Source organism: Achromobacter arsenitoxydans SY8 (assembly GCF_000236785.1).
In the GTDB taxonomy this organism is placed as follows: domain Bacteria; phylum Pseudomonadota; class Gammaproteobacteria; order Burkholderiales; family Burkholderiaceae_B; genus Achromobacter; species Achromobacter arsenitoxydans.
The window spans coordinates 248,356-266,142 of sequence record NZ_AGUF01000052.1 but is presented as its reverse complement, the minus strand read 5'-3'; the positions used below and the strand labels follow the sequence as shown (position 1 = coordinate 266,142).

Annotated in this window: 20 protein-coding genes; 5 read left to right on the top strand and 15 right to left on the bottom strand. The window is 68.5% G+C overall.

Features of this window, described 5'->3' with window-relative positions; translation table 11 throughout:
- Positions 1-169: 169 nt before the first annotated feature.
- The 7 genes from KYC_RS15185 to KYC_RS15155 form a co-directional block, all read right to left on the bottom strand.
- Complete coding sequence (locus tag KYC_RS15185; RefSeq protein WP_043518513.1) at positions 170-838, bottom strand: ProQ/FinO family protein; 669 nt, start codon at positions 836-838, stop codon at positions 170-172.
- A gap of 114 nt (positions 839-952) precedes the next feature.
- The gene (locus KYC_RS15180; RefSeq protein WP_008163779.1) at positions 953-2,539 is read right to left on the bottom strand and encodes a hypothetical protein; all 1,587 of its coding nucleotides are present in this window, start codon (positions 2,537-2,539) and stop codon (positions 953-955) included.
- A gap of 88 nt (positions 2,540-2,627) precedes the next feature.
- On the bottom strand, positions 2,628-2,849 hold the full coding sequence (locus KYC_RS15175; protein WP_043518511.1) for a hypothetical protein: 222 nt from the start codon (positions 2,847-2,849) through the stop codon (positions 2,628-2,630).
- 8 nt (positions 2,850-2,857) lie between these two features.
- The gene (locus tag KYC_RS15170; protein ID WP_043518509.1) at positions 2,858-3,247 is read right to left on the bottom strand and encodes a hypothetical protein; all 390 of its coding nucleotides are present in this window, start codon (positions 3,245-3,247) and stop codon (positions 2,858-2,860) included.
- A 127-nt stretch (positions 3,248-3,374) separates the two neighbouring features.
- Positions 3,375-4,139, bottom strand: coding sequence for an aldolase/citrate lyase family protein (locus tag KYC_RS15165; RefSeq protein ID WP_008163774.1), 765 nt, complete (start codon positions 4,137-4,139; stop codon positions 3,375-3,377).
- Positions 4,140-4,164: 25 nt separating this feature from the next.
- Entirely contained in the window at positions 4,165-5,688 is a 1,524-nt protein-coding gene (locus KYC_RS15160) for a UxaA family hydrolase (protein WP_008163772.1), read from the bottom strand.
- Positions 5,689-5,695: 7 nt separating this feature from the next.
- Positions 5,696-6,700, bottom strand: a complete 1,005-nt coding sequence (locus KYC_RS15155; protein ID WP_008163770.1) for a tripartite tricarboxylate transporter substrate binding protein — start codon at positions 6,698-6,700, stop codon at positions 5,696-5,698.
- 144 nt (positions 6,701-6,844) lie between these two features.
- Here KYC_RS15155 and KYC_RS15150 point away from each other — a divergent pair, with 144 nt between their 5' ends.
- On the top strand, positions 6,845-7,792 hold the full coding sequence (locus KYC_RS15150; RefSeq protein WP_008163767.1) for a LysR substrate-binding domain-containing protein: 948 nt from the start codon (positions 6,845-6,847) through the stop codon (positions 7,790-7,792).
- Positions 7,793-7,950: 158 nt separating this feature from the next.
- On the opposite strand, the gene KYC_RS15145 is transcribed toward KYC_RS15150, so the two are convergent.
- The 8 genes from KYC_RS15145 to KYC_RS15110 are packed head-to-tail and all read right to left on the bottom strand — an operon-like array spanning position 7,951 to position 14,288.
- On the bottom strand, positions 7,951-8,952 hold the full coding sequence (locus KYC_RS15145) for a metal ABC transporter solute-binding protein, Zn/Mn family (RefSeq protein ID WP_008163766.1): 1,002 nt from the start codon (positions 8,950-8,952) through the stop codon (positions 7,951-7,953).
- The gene (locus tag KYC_RS15140) at positions 8,949-9,854 is read right to left on the bottom strand and encodes a metal ABC transporter permease (RefSeq protein WP_008163764.1); all 906 of its coding nucleotides are present in this window, start codon (positions 9,852-9,854) and stop codon (positions 8,949-8,951) included. The genes KYC_RS15145 and KYC_RS15140 overlap by 4 nt, the downstream gene beginning before the upstream one ends.
- A complete protein-coding gene (locus KYC_RS15135; RefSeq protein ID WP_008163761.1) occupies positions 9,851-10,621 on the bottom strand; it encodes a metal ABC transporter ATP-binding protein in 771 nt (256 codons plus the stop codon). Before KYC_RS15135 ends, KYC_RS15140 begins: the two co-directional genes overlap by 4 nt.
- The gene (locus KYC_RS15130) at positions 10,618-11,571 is read right to left on the bottom strand and encodes a metal ABC transporter solute-binding protein, Zn/Mn family (RefSeq protein WP_008163758.1); all 954 of its coding nucleotides are present in this window, start codon (positions 11,569-11,571) and stop codon (positions 10,618-10,620) included. Before KYC_RS15130 ends, KYC_RS15135 begins: the two co-directional genes overlap by 4 nt.
- Positions 11,572-11,620: 49 nt before the next feature.
- Positions 11,621-12,235, bottom strand: a complete 615-nt coding sequence (locus KYC_RS15125) for a DUF6162 family protein (protein ID WP_043518507.1) — start codon at positions 12,233-12,235, stop codon at positions 11,621-11,623.
- 18 nt (positions 12,236-12,253) lie between these two features.
- Complete coding sequence (locus KYC_RS15120) at positions 12,254-12,580, bottom strand: hypothetical protein (RefSeq protein ID WP_008163755.1); 327 nt, start codon at positions 12,578-12,580, stop codon at positions 12,254-12,256.
- Complete coding sequence (locus KYC_RS15115) at positions 12,580-13,116, bottom strand: hypothetical protein (RefSeq protein ID WP_008163752.1); 537 nt, start codon at positions 13,114-13,116, stop codon at positions 12,580-12,582. Before KYC_RS15115 ends, KYC_RS15120 begins: the two co-directional genes overlap by 1 nt.
- A complete protein-coding gene (locus KYC_RS15110; protein WP_043518505.1) occupies positions 13,113-14,288 on the bottom strand; it encodes a PepSY-associated TM helix domain-containing protein in 1,176 nt (391 codons plus the stop codon). Before KYC_RS15110 ends, KYC_RS15115 begins: the two co-directional genes overlap by 4 nt.
- A gap of 143 nt (positions 14,289-14,431) precedes the next feature.
- On the opposite strand from KYC_RS15110, the gene KYC_RS15105 reads away from it, so the two are divergent.
- The 4 genes from KYC_RS15105 (at position 14,432) to KYC_RS15090 (ending at position 17,689) form a co-directional block, all read left to right on the top strand.
- The gene (locus KYC_RS15105) at positions 14,432-15,061 is read left to right on the top strand and encodes a Rossmann-fold NAD(P)-binding domain-containing protein (RefSeq protein ID WP_008163748.1); all 630 of its coding nucleotides are present in this window, start codon (positions 14,432-14,434) and stop codon (positions 15,059-15,061) included.
- 161 nt (positions 15,062-15,222) lie between these two features.
- The gene (locus KYC_RS15100; RefSeq protein WP_043518503.1) at positions 15,223-15,684 is read left to right on the top strand and encodes a DUF2946 family protein; all 462 of its coding nucleotides are present in this window, start codon (positions 15,223-15,225) and stop codon (positions 15,682-15,684) included.
- A gap of 76 nt (positions 15,685-15,760) precedes the next feature.
- Complete coding sequence (locus KYC_RS15095; protein WP_043518501.1) at positions 15,761-17,173, top strand: PepSY-associated TM helix domain-containing protein; 1,413 nt, start codon at positions 15,761-15,763, stop codon at positions 17,171-17,173.
- A 111-nt stretch (positions 17,174-17,284) separates the two neighbouring features.
- Positions 17,285-17,689, top strand: a complete 405-nt coding sequence (locus KYC_RS15090) for a DUF2946 family protein (protein WP_008163742.1) — start codon at positions 17,285-17,287, stop codon at positions 17,687-17,689.
- The last annotated feature ends 98 nt before the right edge of the window (positions 17,690-17,787 follow it).

The following is a 17,787-nucleotide window of genomic DNA, read 5'->3' as shown; positions in this document are numbered from 1 at the left end:
GTATTCGCCCGCTGGACTGGGCTACATCAAGCAGGCGCTAGAGGCGCTTGAGGCCGGACGCTAGGGAACATCCGCCGCGCGAACGCACGCGAACAAGCCAGCCGCGGGCCAGGAATGTTGTTCCTGGCCCGCGGCTGGCGGATGTTGCGATGAGTCGGGAGACGGACGCTTATTCGGTCGCGGCCGGGGCGGCGTCGGCCGCCGCAGGCGCGGCGGGCGCTTCGGCGGTTGCAGCATCTGCCGCAGCTGCCGGCGCTTCGGCAGCGGCCTGGGCCTTCTTCTCCGCGCGGGCGCGGGCGGCGTTCCGGGAGGCGTTGCGCGACGCCATGCGCTTGGCGTGGCGGGCTTCGTTGGCCGTCACGGCGCCGGACGGTTCGCCGTTCAGATCCACGCGCGGCGCGTCCTCGACCATGCTGGCCCAGTAGCGGCGGCCGTCGCACCAGGTCTTCACGGCTTCCTTGATCTGCGCCTCGTCGAGCTGCAGCGCCTGGGCATGCTGCACCAGGTCAGCCAGCACGCCGAGCTTGAGCGGCAGCTTGGGCGCGGGGTTCTTGGGAAAAGCCTTGGGGAAGTGGCGCTGCAGGCGCGAAATCGCGACCACAACCGGATCCACGGGCGCTTCGCGCTTTTCGGCGCGCGGGGGACGCTGCCCCTTGTCGCCGCCTTGCTTGCGCTGGCCCTTGTTGTCCCCGTTCTGCGGACGCGGTCCCTTCGCGGCGCCTTGTGGGCGACGCGCCTTGTCGGCGCCCTGCGGACGCGATTCTTTCTTCGGGGCTGCCTTTTCAGGCGACTGCTTGATCAGCAATTCCCGGATCGCGGCTAATTGTTCTAGTCCCATGTGCTACACAAAAAAAAGGTTGAGGCCGCGAGCGTTTCCGCTGCGCCGCCATTTTTCGGCCGTTGCGCACCCTTGCGCGCGTGTTGCTGCTGTCTTTTCCAGTCCGGAAAACGGCTATCCGGACAGGACCACAAGCAACGCCAGCGACAGAAGTATGCCGAACGCGGCCAGGGCAAACGGCAGTAGTAGAACATACACGCTGCGTTCTTGCCCCCGGCCATGGGCCAGGCCGGCCGCTATCGACATCCGGACCGGCGAAAAAATCCCCATCGACGTGCCCGACACATGCAGTAGCGCAGCCGCCGCAGGGACATTCAGCCCGGCCTGAAGCGCTAATGATAGCTGGGAAGGCATGAACAGGCTGTTCGGCGCATTGCCGCTGTTCGCCAGGATGCCGAAGGCGCCGGCCAGGACCGGAGTGATAAGAATAGTCCAGTCGTGCAGGGCGGAAAACAGTCCATCGGCGTAAGCCTGCGAAATGCCCGCGCCCGCCAGCGTTTCGGCCATCATGGCGAACAGAAAGACGGACAGGACCGCATGGCGCCCTGTCATCCACGCCGAGCGCGCCTGTGACGCCAGCTGGCCCCGGCGGGCGGGGCCTAAGGCCATCGCCAGCGCGCCGGCGATCAGCCAGCTGCCCGCGTGCAGAAATGGCATCCAGGCGGGCAGGTCCGCATAAGGACGGAAGTCCGCCAGATTTGCCAGCGCCTGGTTCAAGCCGGGCAGCAGCCGAGTCGCCACCAGGCAGGCAATCAGGGCGATATAGGGCAGGGCTTGGCGCGCCGCCTGCAGCGCCTGCTTGCCGTCCGGGCGCCGGTCCGCCAGGAAACGCAGGACGATCAGCGGGCCGTAGGCGGCCAGCAGCGCCGTTTCCGGGCCCAGCAGCGTTGTTGCGGCAGCCAGCAGCGCAAGGCTGATCGCCATCCACCCGGCCTCGCGCCCGCGTTCGGAGGCGGGCGCTGGCAGGCCTGCACGGTCGGCGGTGCGCCAGAACAGCCACATCCAGACGATCATCAGCAACGCCACCGGCGCCATGGCGTACAGCGCCAGCTGCGCGGGCGGCACGCGCGCGTAGGCCGATGCGAGCAGCGTGCCGCTGCCCATCGCGCCCCACGGGATCAGTGTCTGGCTCAGCAAGGCGAACACCATGGTTTCGCGCGCCTTCAGGCCCAGCGGCCGGATCAGCATCACGGTGCCCAGCATGCCCACGCCAAATCCCGTCGCCGATTCCGCGAACGGGCCGACCAGGAAGCAGGCGAAGAACAGCAGCCTGCGCCGGCCGATCGGATCAAACGCCGGCGCCGGATCGCCACCCTTGCCGGGAGCGGAGCGGCCCTGCGCGGCCATTTGCCAGAACAGCAGCCCGCCCAGGATGTAGGGCGTGATGATCCAGCCGATCCAGAGCCCGCGCTCCAGCGCCGTCGCAAGCTGTGCGGCGCTGTAGGGCGCGGGCGCGGCGAACAGCGCGACGGGTATGGCCGCGACCAGCCCCAGCACTGCGGCCAGCGTGGTGTTCATGCGCCCGCTGGCGATCGCGCCGATCACGGTCAGCGCGGGGAGCGACCACAGTACGTACATCATCGAGGGAAAGCGTGCATGGCAGGGATGGATGCGCGGCGTGAAAGCGTAGCAGTGTATGCCGGTCTTGCTGCGGCGCTGCTCGGTGGCGTCCCTGCAATATTGTCCGCGCTGAAACGGCATCACGCCGGCTGGCGCTTGCGGCGCGAGCCGGCGTGATGGGAGGGAAAGCAGGCGGGGCGCCGCGCGGCCATGCGCGGCGCTTGCCCGTTTACTGGTTGGCGCCGCGGATATTGCCCGCGATGCCGCCGGCCGCGCCGCCGATGGCGGCGCCGGTCCAGGCGCTGCCGCCCGCGATGGCGGCAATGCCGGCGCCCGCGGCGGCGCCCATGATGCCGCCCGTTACGGTGCCTTGCTGTTCCTTGGTCATGTTGGTGCAGGCGGCCAGCGATGCCATCGCAATGGCCAAGCCTATTGTTCGGATGGATTTCATGGCGGCTCCTAGGGGGTGCGTTTCGTCTTGGTGGCGGGCACGACGATCTCGAACCAGATCGTCTCTACGACGGGACGATCAAGCCGGGAGGGGTTTGCCGCATACCAGCGATCCACCGTCTCGCGCACGGAGTCCAGGGTCTGGTTTTGAAGTCCATTGGCGAACTTCGGCACCAAGGTCTGGGTGTCCGGGACGGCCCGGCGCTGCTGATAGGCCCGTTCCACTTCCAGCGCATTCGCCATGCCCAGCAGGTAGGCCTTTTTTATGTTCGCGTCCGATTCCGTCCAGTGCTTACCGGTGACGATGGGGGCCGGTTCGGGAGGCGCGGCCGTGGTGGGCGGGGCAAACAATATTGATAAGGCTACGGTCGCTGGGCCAAGCAGGTGTTTTACTCGCATCGCATCGCTCCTTTGGGGAACAAAAGATAGAAAACAACCTTCGCGCGCGATTCGGGCGGTTGGATCGAGATGGCCGATCGAAAAGCGGTACTGATCAATTTATGCCTGAACGCCGTGCCGCGCAAGGCTAGATTGGGAAACTCTCGGCAAGGCGGCGCGCGCTGTTCGCGTAAAGCAGGATGTCGACGCCGGTCGCCACGAAGGTGCAGCCCAGGTCCAGGTAGCGACGCGCCAGGGCGGGGTCCGACGTCAGCGTGCCGGCCGCCTTGCCGCTGCCGATGATGACCCGCATGGCGCGCTCGATGGAGGCCTGGACTTCCGCATGGCCAGGCCGGCCGCGATAGCCCATGGAGGCGGCCAGATCCGCCGGGCCGATGAACACGCCGTCCACGCCGGGAACCGCGCAGATCGCTTCCAGGTCGGCCAGCGCCGCGACGGTTTCCGCCTGCACCAGCAGGCAGATCTCGTCGTCGGCAACGTCCAGGTAGTCGGCCCGGCCGCTCCAGCGCGATGCGCGTCCCACGGCGCTGCCCACGCCGCGCACGCCGTGCGGCGGGTAGCGCGTGGCGGCCACCAGCGCGCGCGCCTGCTCGGCGCTATCCACCATGGGGACAAGCAGGTTCCTGGCGCCGATGTCCAGCACCTGCTTGATGAGCGCGGTCTCGCCGGCCACCACGCGCACCACAGGCTGGGAACGATAGGGCGCCACGGCCTGCAGGGTGGCCAAGGTGCCGCGCAGGTCGTTCGGCGCGTGTTCGCCGTCGATCAGCAGCCAGTCGAAGCCAGCGGTGGCCGACACCTCGGCCATATAGGGATCGGCCATCGACAGCCACAGGCCGACCTGCGGCTGTCGCGCCGCAAGGGCGGATTTGAAGGGGTTGTGGGCCGGCATACGGGGAGGCTCCTGAAGAAAGGGTTCAACTGACGATGCCCAGGTGCCAGGGCACGAATTCGTGATTGCCCAGGCCCAGCGCTTCGCTCTTGGTGGGCGCGCCGGAAGCGGCGCGCAGGATGTGCTCGAAGATGCGCAGCCCCATCTGTCCAATGTCGACGTCGCCGTCCAGCACCGCGCCGCAATTGATGTCCATGTCCTCTTCCAGGCGGGCGTACATGGCACTGTTGCTGGCCAGCTTGAGCGTGGGCGCGGGCTTGGATCCGAACATGGAGCCGCGGCCGGTGGTAAAGCAGATCAGGTTGGCGCCGCTGGCGATCTGGCCGGTGACGGCCACCGGGTCATAGCCTGGCGAATCCATGAAGACCAGTCCGGCGCGGTCGATGGGTTCGGCATATTCGTACACGGCCTGCAGCGGCGTCGTGCCGCCCTTCATGGCCGAACCCAAGGACTTTTCAAAGATGTTGGCAAGCCCGCCTTGCTGGTTGCCATGGCCCACCACGCCGTTGAATTGCGCGTTCTGGCCGGCGGTGTAGCGCTCCCACCAGGCCAGCCGGTCCAGCAGTTTCTGGCCGACCTCGGGCGTTGCGGCGCGGCGCGTCAGCATGTATTCCACGCCATGGATCTCGGGCGTTTCCGACAGGATCGCCGTGCCGCCGTGGCGAACCAGGATGTCCATCGCCGCGCCCAGCGCGGGATTGGCGGTGATCGCGGAGAATCCGTCCGAGCCGCCGCACTCCAATCCGATCTTCAGGTGGCTGGCCGGCACCGCGGTGCGCCGTGCGGCGTCGGCCTGCGGCAGCATCTCCTGGATGGCGCGGATGCCCGCCGCGATTGTGGCGCGCGTGCCGCCGCTGTCCTGCATCACCAGCGTGCGCACGCGCGCCTCCTGCGCAAGCTGCTGCGATTCCACCAACGCGGCGACCTGGTTGCGTTCGCAACCCAGCCCCACGATCAGCACGCCCGCCAGGTTGGGATGCCGGGCATAGCCCGCCAGCGTGCGCCGCAGCACATCGAAGTGCTCGCTGGGCGACGACATCCCGCAGCCGCTGGTCTGCGCGAACGCCGCGACCCCGTCCACGTTGGGATAGGCGGCCAAGCGTTCGGGGGTGAAGTGCTCGGCGATGTGGTGGATCACCGTGGCGGAGCAGTTGACCGAGGCCAGGATGCCGATGAAGTTGCGGGTGCCGACCCGGCCGTCGGCCCGGACAAACCCCTGGAACGTGGCGCGCTCGGCCTCGGGCAGCAAGTCCACGGGCCGCAAGTCGCTGCAGAACGCCGGATCCCGCGCGAAGTCGGCCAGCGCCAGGTTGTGCGCGTGCACATGGTCCCCGGCCTCGATGTCGCGCGCGGCCACGCCGATGATGGCGTCGTACTTGCGCACCGGCGCGCCCGCCGCGATGCGACAGGCTGCGATCTTGTGGCCGCCCGGCACCTGAGCCCGCACGCGCAGGCCCAGTTCCGGGATGGACATGCCCAGCGCCAGGGCCTGCCTGGCGACCAGCACGTTGTCATTGGCGTGCAGGCGGATCAAGGGATTGGAATTCACCGGGGATTCAGCCTTTCTGCAGCATTTCTTTCAATTTCAGGCGGGCTATCAGCGCGGTTTCCTGCTGGTAGACCGCCGCCACGTAGGCCTGGTAGTCCGGCCCGTCCAGATACATCACTGGCGCATCAATGCGGTCGGCCACCTGTTTGAAGGCGTCGCTCTGGACGGCGGTACGGAAGGCATCGCGCAGCTTGCGCTCGACGGCCGGGTCCAGCCCCTTGGGCGCGCCGATGCCGTTGGGCGCCTCGACCACGACGTCGTAGCCCAGTTCTTTCAAGGTGGGCGCATCCTTGAAGCGCGTGGCGCGCGATTCGCCCCAGGTCGCCAGCAGGCGCAGCTTGCCGGATTCGACATGCGGCGCCCACGAGCTGGAGTCGGCCAACAGGTCGATCTGGCCGCCCAGCACGTCCTGCAGCGCCGCGGCGCCGCCCTTGTAGGCAATCGCGTTGAAACGCGCGCCGGCCGCCATCGCGAATTCCTCCATGCCCACATGCGTGGCGCCGCCAATGCCGGCGTGGCCGTAGCTCAGCTTGCCGGGATTGGCCTTGGCGTAGGCCACCACATCCTTCAGCGTCTTGAACGGCGACGAGGCCAGCACGGCGATGCCGAAGGTCTGGCCCGAGGTGCGTGCCAGGTAGGTCAGTTCGCTGCGAGGGTCCAACTGCAACATCCCCAGCTGGGAAAACCGCGCCACCGAAATCGGGATCTGGCCGATGGTGTAGCCGTCGGGCTGGGCCTGCGACAGCGACTTGGTGCCGATCATGCCAGACGCGCCCGCCCGGTTCTCCACCACGATGGACTGGCCCAGCACGCCGGACGCCACTTGGCAGAGCGCCCGCATCGACTGGTCGGCGGTGCCGCCCACCGGCCACGGACAGATGAAGGTGATCGGCCGCTGCGGATAGTCGGCGGCGCGCGCGGCAAAGGGGGCCAGGAGCCCGGCAGCGCCCGCACAGGCGGCGCCGGTCAGCAGCCTGCGCCTCTGCAGGTCAGGGGTAGGAATGTGCCTCATGGATTGTCTCCGGATGTCGTTATTTTTGAGGTTCGCCGGAAAGGCTGCGGGCGACCTGGTGCTTATTCTCGTGGGCTTATATATAACTATCCAATAGAATTGGCTGATCAATTTATAACCAGTCTGGTATGTATTGGAAACGCCATGGCGCACCTGGACCGCGTGTTTCGCTCCAACCTCAAGCTGCGGCACCTGCAACTGGTCGTGGCGCTGGACGAATTCCGTCACCTGGGCCGCACGGCCGAATTCATGGCGGTCAGCCAGCCCGCCGTGTCGCGCATGTTGTCCGAAGTCGAGGCCATGCTCGGGCTTGCGCTGTTCGACCGGTCCGTCCGCGGCACGGAACCCACCCCTGCGGGCCATGCCGTGGTGCGCTTTGCGCGCGGCGTATTGGCGCAATACGAACGCACGCGCGATGAGATCGACGCGGCCGCCAGCGGCGCCGCGGGCAAGACGCGGGTCGGCGCGATGGCCGTGGCCATGCCGGTGCTATTGGCGCGTGCGGTGCGGGCGCTGAAGGCGCGGTCGGCGCGCGCCACGGTGCAGATCGAGGAAGGCGACCTGACCCACCTGTTGCCCAAGCTGCGCCTGGGCGAGCTGGACCTGTTCGTGGGGCGGCTGGAACCCGGCTATGCGGCGCCGGACCTGCAGACAGAGGCCTTGTTCGACGAACCCATGGTGGCGATCGCCGCGCCGGGCAGCCCGATAGCCGGCATGGCGCAACCGGAATGGGCCGATCTGGCCGCCTTGCCGTGTGTCATGCCGCCGCCGTGGGCGTCCCTGCGCGTGAAGCTGGAGCAGCAGTTTCATCGCCACGGGCTGCAGCCGTCGTCCGACCTGATGGAAACTTCGTCCTATCTGGCGACGCTGACCTTCGTGGGCGAACGGGGCGGGGTAGGGTTCCTGGCGCAGTCGGCGGCCCGGCGCTTCGAACGGCAGGGCCTGTGCAGGATCCTGGATGTGCCGCTGTCGCTGGCGCTGCCGCCTGTCGGCATCATCACGCTGCGCGGCGCGGGGTTGCCGGCCGCAAGCGTGCAACTGATCGAATGCCTGAGAGAGGCGGCGGCGCAGACCGAAAGCGGCGCGGGCTAGGGGCGCCCGGCTAGGGACGCCCGGTCAGAGGCGCCCGGTCAGAGGCGCCCGGTCAGAGGCGCCCGGTCAGAGGCGCCCGGTCAGAGGCGCCCGGTCAGAGGCGCCCGGTCAGAGGCGCCCGGTCAGAGGCGCCGGCTGCGGTCAGCCGGCGCGCCGCCTTACTTTGCCGCGGCGGCAGCCGCGGGCGCCAGGGCCTGCAGCAGCAGTTTCGCGTTGGTCTGCAGGTCGGCCACGGGATCGGCGCCATCGGTGGCCAGGACCACCACGCGGGCGCCGCCGGCCTCGATGGCCTGCCGCAATTCCGGGGTGGGCTCGCGGTGCAGCAGGGCGGCGGCCGCACCGTTGTCGTTCAACTGCGCGGTCAGCGCAGCCAGTGTTTCCGGCGTCCAGTCCTTGTCGTCGCGCGCCTGCGTGTCGATGAGGTCCAGGTTGAATTCCGTGATCAGGTACGGCAGGCGCTCGGACAGGCTGACCACCGCAACGTTCTCGGCCCGGGCCAGGCCGGCCTGGCTCGACGCATTCAGTTCCACCAGCGTGCGCTTGATGCGGGCCAGGTTTTCGCCAATGCGCTTGTCGTCCGCGGGCGACAGGCGGCCCAGGTCAGCGGCGACGATGTCCGCCATGCGCCCCAGGTTGACGATGCTGAGCCAGGGATAGGCCGCGAACTGGCCGCCGGGGCGGGCGTCGCTTTGCAGCGCGATGCCGTTGAGCGCGCCGTCCAGCGGACGGGCAGCGTCGATTTCAATGATGCGGATGTTGCTGCGGCGCGCGGTGGCGTATAGCGGATCGTCAGGCCAGATCGAGCGCAGGCCCACCGCCGCATCGGCCGTCGCCGCGGCCTTCTGCAGCGCGGGGCCGCCGCGCCCATGGAAATAGGAAGACAGGCGTGTGGCCGGCAGGTTGGCCGGGGCGGCCCGCTCGACGCGGATGCCGGTGCCTTCGGCCAGACTGCTGGTCAGGGCATAGACCACGGGGTGGGCGGCCAGCACCGTGGCCGCGGCAGGCGCCGCCGGCGGGGCGTCTGCCTGCGCCGCGCGCGCTGCTCGGCCGGACTTAGGGGCTTCCTGGGCGTGCGCCACGGCGGCGGTTCCCAGCGCGGACGCCAATGCCGCCGCCAGGGCGGCGCGGCGCAATATTGCGTACCTGGACTTCAGATTCATGCTGCGTTTCCTTTCAGACCGGGGACCAGGCTGCGGGCCAGGGCCGCGATCGCAAACAATATGCCGGCGACCAGAATGATGGCCGCGCCCGAGGGCACCGGCAGTTCCAGCTCGATCGGCAACATGATGCCGGCCAGCGTGCTGATCAACGCCAGCAGCACCGACAGCGCAAAGAAGCTCTTGAGCGACTGCGCGAGCATCCGGGCCGCGGCGGCGGGGATCACCAGCAGCGCGCCGACCAGGATGGCGCCGATCACCTTGACCGACGCCACGGTCACCAGCGTCACCAGGATCACGAACAGGTAGTCCATGGCCTTGACCGGCACGCCGCGCACCGCTGCGAGCTGGGGATTGAAGCTGGCCAGCATCAGCCGGTTGTAGTTGGGCAGGGCCAGCGCAAGCGCCAGGACCGCCACACACGTCAGCACCGAGAGGTCATTGCTATTGACGGTCAGCACGGAGCCGAACAGCACGTTCTCCAGGATGTGGATGTTGATGCGTCCGGACAGCACCAGCAGCAGGCTGGCGCCCAGCGCCAGCGACACCGACAGGAACACGCCGATCAGCGTGTCGGGCGTGAGCCGCGTGCGGTTGCTCAGGAAGTTCAGCAGGATGCCGAAGATCAGGCAGTAGCTGAACAGGCTGCCGTAGGGGCCCGTATAGGGCTCGCCCAGCAGGATGCCGATGGCGACGCCGGTCAGCGCGGCGTGGCCCACGGCTTCCGAAAAGAAGGCGAAGCGCTTGACCACCACCAGGGTGCCCAGGCCGCCCAGCACCGGGCCGATGATCAAGCCGGCCAGCAGGGCATTGATCACAAAGCCATAGGAGAGCGAGCCGGGCAGCATGCCGGATTCGGCTGCGCCTTGAATCCAGAGCCGCAAATTGTCGAAAAAGGCGTTCATGCGGCGCGCTCCTGCGGCAGACTGCCGACGCGCGGCCGGGTTGAAAACAAAGCCAGCAGCCGGTCGGGCGTCAGCACCTGGGCGGGCGGGCCGTCGCACAGCACCTGGCGGTTCAGCCCGGTAACGCGGTCGGCCAGGCGGCCGACGGCTTCCAGGTCGTGTTCGATCCACAGCACGGTCACGCGCTGCGCACGCCAGTTGTCCAGCAGTTCCTCGAACACGCGCACGCCGGCTTCGTCGAGCGCGGACATGGGTTCGTCCAGCACCACCATCGACGGGCCGGGCACCAGGCCCTGCGCCAGCAGCACGCGCTGGCGTTCGCCGCCAGACAGGGCGCCCATGCGCCGGTTGCGCTTGTCCTGCATGCCCACGCGGGCCAGGGCGTCGCCGATCTCGCCCGATCGCGCGCGCGACAGGCCAAGAAAGGCCGGCTTGCGCTGGCACATCGCGGCCATGAAATCATTGACCGTCATGGGCAGGCCGCGGTCGAACTCCAGCGCCTGCGGGATGTAGCCGATGACGCCGGGCCGGTCTCCCGGCCACGACACGCTCAGCTTGCCGCGATGGGGCATCTGGCCCAGCAAGGTCTTGACCAGTGAGCTCTTGCCGCCGCCGTTGGGGCCGACCAGCGCGTGCACGCTGCCGGCCGCCACGTTGAAGCTGACGCCGCTGAGGATGTCGGTGCGGCCCAGGGTCAGGGAAATGCCGTCAAAGGCCAGCGAAGGGCCGAGCGCGCTTGCCAGCGGCGTCGTCGCAGCGGCGATCACGCGCCGGCCTCTTCGATGGCGCGCACGACGGTGGCCAGGTTCTGCTTCATCTCTTTCTCGAACTGCTCGGCGCTGTATTCGCCGTAGGAAATGTGCGACAGCGCATACAGCTTCACGCCGGTCTCGCGCTGGATGGTTTCGACGTAGGCGGACGGGAAGTTCAGTTCCGAGAAAATCACTTTGACGTTCGCCGCGCGCAGTTGCTCGATGGTGCCCTTGAGCTGCGCGGGGCTGGGCTCGATGCCGTGCGCCGGCTCGACGACGGCGGTCACTTCCAGCCCGAACTCGCGCAACAGGTAGTCGTAGGCGCCGTGGATGGTGGCCACGCGCAGGTCCGCGTTGGGGGCCGAAGCCAACTGGCCCAGCGCGTCGGCGCGCAGCTTGCGCAGGCGCTGGCCGTAGGCGCGCGCATTGGCGGTGTAGGTCTGGGCGTTCGCGGGGTCGATGCGGCCCATTTCGCGCGCGATGGTGTTGATCTGGGCAATGGACGCGGTGATCGACAGGAAGGTGTGCGGATTGACGACCTTGCCGGAGTCGCCGCCGCCGCGCGCCGCCATGCCTACGGCGGCCAGCAGCGGCACTTGCGCGTTGGCCTCGATCACCGGGATCTTCGGCTTTTCGCTGGCGGCGATCATGCGGTCCGCGAAGTCGTCGTGGCCGATGCCATTCAGGACCACCACGTCCAGCGTGCCGATGCGCTTGATGTCTTCCGCCCGGGGTTCGTAGGCATGCGGATTGAAGCCCACCGGAATCAGCGGCACGACCTCGGCCTTGTCGCCGACGATGTTGGCGACGTAGCTGTAATAGGGATGCAGCGTCACGCCGATGCGCAGGCGCTTGGCCTCCTCGGCATGGGCCGGCGCAAGCAGGGCGCACGCCAGCAGCGCCAGCGCGGTCAGCGGCCGGGCGCAGCGGCGCAGGAACAGGTCGATAGACGGGAATGCGGACATAAGGCGGGAAGAGACTCGGAGTCGGAAGACGGTGGGTGGGGAAGGGCGGTCAGGGCTTGCTCTGGCGGGTGACGCCGCTGTCGAACTGGGCCACGATCTGGCGCCAGCCCGCGGCCGCCAGGGCGGCGTCGTCGGCGGGATCGGGCACGCGCGCGCCGGCGTCGCGCGCCAGCCAGACGTCGGCCTGGGCTGCGCCGGCCGGTCCGTGGTCATGGCCGTGGCCATCCTTGGATTCATGGGCATCGGTGCGCAGAAGGAACGAGCCCGCCAGCGCGGCATCGGCCGTCTGGCCCACGTACAGGACGTGGCCGGCCTGCTGCTGCAGGCGCCAGGCATGGCCGCCGCGCACCGCGGTGCTGTTGTCGGCGACGAACGGAGGCAGGCCCTGGCCGGCCAGGTCGGCGACAGACGGAGCGGCCTCGCCGGCCTGCCGTGCAAAGGCGATCTCGTCATAGGCAACGCGCAGGTCCGCGTAGATGCCTTGTTCGGCGGGCGTCAGGTCGCGCCGCGCGTCGATCTGGCTGGCCGCCAGCGCGGCGCCTTCAGCCGGGGCGGGGCGCAGGCCGATATAGCCGGCGGCCGCCGCAACGATGACCAGGCACGCGCCCAGCACCGCAAGCGTTTCATGTCCGGCGCCTGCGGGGCGGATGACTTGTGTGTGCATGCTGCTGCGGGCCTGGGCTTATTGAATGTCGACGTGGTCGATTTCGACGACGTGCCCGGGGCCGGCGTCGAACAGCACGTAGAATTCGCCGTTGGGCCGCTTGAACGTCAGCTTGGAATCCTTGTCCAGCTTGCCCGGGACCAGGATCTGTTCATCGTAGGAGATCACATCCATCGTGACGCCCGCGGCGCCGCTGCCGTCGGAGAAGCCGCCGGTGCACTCGACCTGTTCCTTGCCGGCCGCCTTGCACTCGGCCATGGGATTGTGCGCCAGGGCGCCGGCGCTGGCGCACAGCAGGACGCCCAGCAGGGCGGCGCGCGCGCCGTTCGCGAAAAACGGGTTCATCAGTTTGCTCCTTGTTTCTTCAGCCACTCGGCGGTGGCGGGCGAGGCCGTGGCGATGGGCCAGGCCGCCTGATGCATGCTGCCGTCCCAGCCTTCGGCGGTGATCCAGAGATCGGCGTCGGGCGCGGTGCGCGGCGGGATCGGCACGGTGGCGAATGCGCGGTGCGGGCTGCCGAAGAAAATCGACCCGGCGGCGCGCAGGCTGCGCGGCTTGCCCACCCGAAGATAGACCGCACGGATCTGGTCCTTGCACTGGGCGCACTGGGCCATCGTGAACGTCTTGACCATGCCGGCGGGATCGGACTTGGGCGCGCCGATCTGCCATTCGGCAAACTGGAGCTTCCACGGGCCCACCTGCACGTCGCCGGCGGGGCGCTGCCCCAGGCCCATCAGACCGCGCGACAGCGCCAGGTTGTCGAAATACTTCGGGACATAAATGATGGGCAGGATGAGCAACAGCCCGCTCAGGTGGAAGCGCCAGCGGCGCCAGAAGCTGGCCTTGGGCGCAGCGGAGCTCAGGGTTGCGGTCTTGCTCATTCGGTCACCTCGCGCGCGGCGGAACGGTCGGCGCGCGCAGGGCGCAGCGCCTTGGCGGTGGCTTGCGCGGTGCGCTTGGTCCAGATCAACAGGCCGCTGAGCGACATCATCGTCAGCAGCAGGCCGAACAGGAACCACACCAGCTTCAGCCAGAAACCGCCGAAATCGCCCGTGTGCAGCGGACGCATGGATTCGGTGAAGAACTCCAGGCCGTTGCGGTCGGACAGGCGGCGGACATCTTCGACCTTGCCGTTGTACGGATTGATCTTGGCGGACTGGAACATCAGCGGATAGGCGCCGCGGCCCGCCACGGTGATCGGGTCATAGGCGTTGCCGGGGAAGAACACATGCTGGGTTTCCAGGCCGGGCAGCTCGCGCTCGGCGACGGCGACCAGGTCATCGAGCGGCAGGCGCTTGACGGTCTGGCCCGGCGCCACGGTGGGCACTTCGTCCCGGGCGACCACGGCGGGCACGCCCTGGGTGGAGATGGTGGTGGCCGTGTCCGACAGCACCGCCTGCACCAGGAACCAGATCGCGCTGACGGAGATCAGCAGAATGAACCAGACAGACCACAGACCCGACAGGCGGTGGAAGTCGCCCCAGAAAATACGCGCGCCCTGGCCGATCCGCAGGCGCGGCTTCTGGAAGTACGCGCGCCAGAAGCGCTTGTACACCACCAGGCCGGTGATCAGCGAGGCCAGCATCGGCAGCGACAGGAAGGACACCAGGTACCAGCCCCAGCTAAAGCCGTTGTTAAAGGGGATCAACAGCCAGCCGTGCAGCGCCCGCATGAACTGCCGCAGGTCAAAGCTGAGCGCCGGCCCCTGCACGACGCCGGTGTAGGGATTGACGTAGATCGACGTGAACCGCGCGCCGGGATAACCGACTGCGGCCGTCAGGGCGAACTGCGATTCCTCGGGCCAGGACAGGCGTTGCACCGTCGCTTCGGGCTCCTGCTTGGCGATGGAGTCCATTAGCGCCTGGTAGCCCATGCGGGGCGTGTCGGCGTCGGGCGCCTGCGCGCGGACGGCCGGGTTGATGAGCCAGACGATTTCCTGGCTGATGACGGCGATGGTTCCGGTCGCACAAATGAAGAAAAGGAAGATCCAGATTGGCAATGCCAGCCAACTGTGTACCAGGAACCATAATTTAGAGCGCGATGGCTTGGCCATTCAAAAGCAATCCCGTGAATAAGGCATGTGGTCCCATTTAAGGGGGGTGTCAGGCGGAATTTTAGCAATAATAATTCTCAATAGTCTTAGTATGGGCACGAACCCCGCTTTGGCGTCGGTCTGGCGCTACCAAGGAACCCCTTATGAAACTATTGCTTGCCGGCGCGACGGGCCTGGTCGGGCGCCACGTGCTGGACCTGGCGCTGGCCGATTCCCGCGTGGAATCGGTGACGGCGCCCGTCCGCCGGACGCTGCCGCCGCACCCCAAGTTGCTGGCGCCAACCGTCGATTTCGATAGGTTGCCCAACGATGCGCCCTGGTGGCGGGCCGATGCCGTGATCTGCGCGCTGGGCACCACCATGCGGGCGGCCGGCGGGCAGGCCGCATTCCGGCGCGTGGACTACGACTATCCGCTGGCAGTCGCCGATCTGGCGCTGCGCGCCGGCACGCCCGCGTATGTGCTGAATTCCGCGATCGGGGCCGATTCCGCGTCGCGGTTCTTCTACCACCGCGTCAAGGGCGACCTGGAACAGGCCCTGGCCAGGCGGGGATTCGGGTCACTGACCTTCGTGCGCCCAGGCCTGATCGGTGGTCAGCGCGACGAGTTCCGGGCAGGCGAACGGGCGATGCTGGCGGTATTGCGGCTGGCCGGGCCCGTGCTGCCGCAACGCTGGCGGATCAATCCGGCCCCGGCGATCGCCAGGGTGATGCTGGAAGCGGCCATCGCGGCCCGGCCCGGCGTTCACATCATCGAGGCCGATCAACTGACTTGACGGCGCGGTTCCGGTCCCGGTTCCGGTTCCGCCGGCGGGTAACTCGGTAATTAGCGCGAGGCGCACCTTACTTACTTATATGGCGCTGCTATTTAGCGCTGCGCGCGCAATGCGTAAAATGCCCGGCAGGCGACGGAATCCACCGTCGCCCGGAATGACGCATGCGCCCCGGATTGTCCTGTCCACCCTTACGCGTTGCCAGCGCCGCCACGTTGGCGCGGCTTCTGTTGCTGCTGTTGCTGGCCGCCCGCGCGTTCGTGCCCGTCGGCTACATGCCCGACACGGACGCGCTCAGGCAGGGCCGCCTGGCCCTGGGGTTTTGCGCGGCGGGCGGCGGCGCGTTTCCGGGCATGAGCCAGTTCGCCGGCCCGCATGCGCAGGCAGGCTCCCATCACGGCCACCACGAACAAGGCGATTCGTCCGGCCACGTCGGCGCCGGGCAGGAGTGTCCCTTCGGGTTGGCTGCGCACCAGGCGCTGCTCTTGCCGCCCGCCCTGACGCTGGTTCCTGCGCTGCTGCGGGGGTTCATCCAGCCGCCGCGCATCGCCGACAGCCCGCGACCGCCGATGCCGGCCGCAGGCCCGCCGCTGGGGCAGCGCGCTCCGCCTCGAAGCCCCGGATGACCTCTGTCGCCGTGCGCGCCCCGCGCGCACGAATGCCGCCCCTTTGCGGGCGGCGTCCGTTGTTTTCGAGAGCATCATGTCCACTCACACCCTGGATACCCCCGGCGCGTCCGCACGCCCGCGGTCTGCGGCTGGCAGCGCCTTGTTCGCGCTGATCACCCGCCTGCATTTCTATGTCGGACTGTTCGTCGGTCCCTTCATCCTGGTCGCTGCGGTGACCGGCACCCTGTTCGTGCTGACGCCGCAGATTGAGAACCTGATCTACGCGGACCAGCTGCGCACCGTTTCCACCGGCGCGCCGCGGCCGCTGGCCGATCAGGTCGAGGCGGCGCAGGCGCGCATCGGCGCCGGACCGCGCTTGTTCGCCGTGCGGCCCGCGCCCGGTCCGGGCGAGACCACCCGCGTGATGTTTACGCAGCCCGGCATGGGCGACTCCGAAAGCCGCGCGCTGTTCGTGGATCCCGTCACGCTGGAGATCAAGGGCGACATGACGGTCTACGGCACCAGCGGCACGCTGCCGTTCCGCACCAAGCTGGATTACCTGCACCGTAATCTGATGCTGGGCGAGCTGGGGCGCAACTACAGCGAACTGGCCGCCTCGTGGCTCTGGCTGGCGACGCTGGGCGGCGTAATCCTTTGGTTCGGCAAGCGCAACCGGGACAAGGCCGCGGCCGCGCGCAGCCCGCGCCTGCGCGCCCGCCGCTGGCACGGCCTGCTGGGGCTATGGGTGGGTATCGGCCTTTTGTTCCTGTCCGCCACCGGCCTGACCTGGTCGAATTGGGCGGGCGCGCGCGTGGACCAATTGCGGGCGCAACTGGGCTGGATCACGCCTTCGATATCGCTGAAGCTTCCCGGTTCCACCGGCGGCGACATGGGGTCCGGCGGCGAACACGCGCATCACCACGGCGGCCAGCACGACCATGCCGCCATGGCCCCGGCCCCGGCCCCGGCCAGCGTGGCGGAAGGCTTCGACCACGTCCTGCACGCCGCGCGCCAGGGCGGCATCGACAGCAGCCAGCTCGAGATCCGCCCGCCGCGCGCCGACGGCCAGGCCTGGATGGTGCGCGAAGTGGACCGGTCCTGGCCCACGCAGGTCGATACGATCGCCGTGGACCCGGCAACTTTCGCCATCACCAGCCGCGCCGACTTCGACACCTTCCCGCTCATCGCTAAGCTCATCCGCTGGGGCGTCGACATGCACATGGGCATCCTGTTCGGATGGCCGAACCAATTGCTGATGGCCGCCATCGGCATCGCGCTGACAACGATGACCGTCCTGGGCTACCGCATGTGGTGGCTGCGCCGGCCGGCGGCGGGCGCATCTGGCCAGACGCTCACGCACGCCTGGCGCGACCTGTCCTGGCCCGGGCGCATCGCGGCGCTTGCGGTGGCCGTGGCGCTGGGCTGGTGCCTGCCTGTCATGGGCGCGAGTCTGCTCGCTTTCATGGCGGTGGACGTGCTGCGCTGGCGCCGGGCCCGGCGCGCTTGATCTGCGTCAACGGGCGGTGCAGACAGGCGCCGCGAGGGCCCTGCGGCGGGCCTTTTCGCGCCGGATCTGCACCGGCTTGCGTGCTACCATCTGCGCCGTCAAGGGGGGCTGATGCACACATGCGGCACTGAATGCAGACGATGGATCTCGCTGTTCGCGGCGATCCTGTTCGTCTTTCAGTCGCTGATCGCATCCTCGGCGCTCGCCACGCCCGCTGGCGGCGTGTCCGGCGGCGCCACCACCATCATCTGCACGGCCAGCGGACCGCGCGTCGTCTCGCTGGGCCTCGACGACGCCGGGCAGGGCGCTGAGCAGCACAGCGGCGCCATGCCGCACTGCTGCGTCGCCGGCTGCGCCATGCTGGGCGGCGCCACGCTGCCTGAACTCTGGCTTCTTGCGTGGCTGGTGCCCACAGTGGCCCAGCCCGACGCGGCGCCTCCCGCCGTCGTCACTCACTTCTCAAGCGCACTGGCGCGATTGCAGCAGCGATCGCGCGCGCCGCCCATCCTGGCCTGACGTTCGTCTTTCCAGCGTCGCCGGTGCGCGCCGCGCCGCCAGCCTCTGGCGCGTAGCGCCGTTCTCCCGCACAAGTCCGCCACGCCGCCGCTCGCACG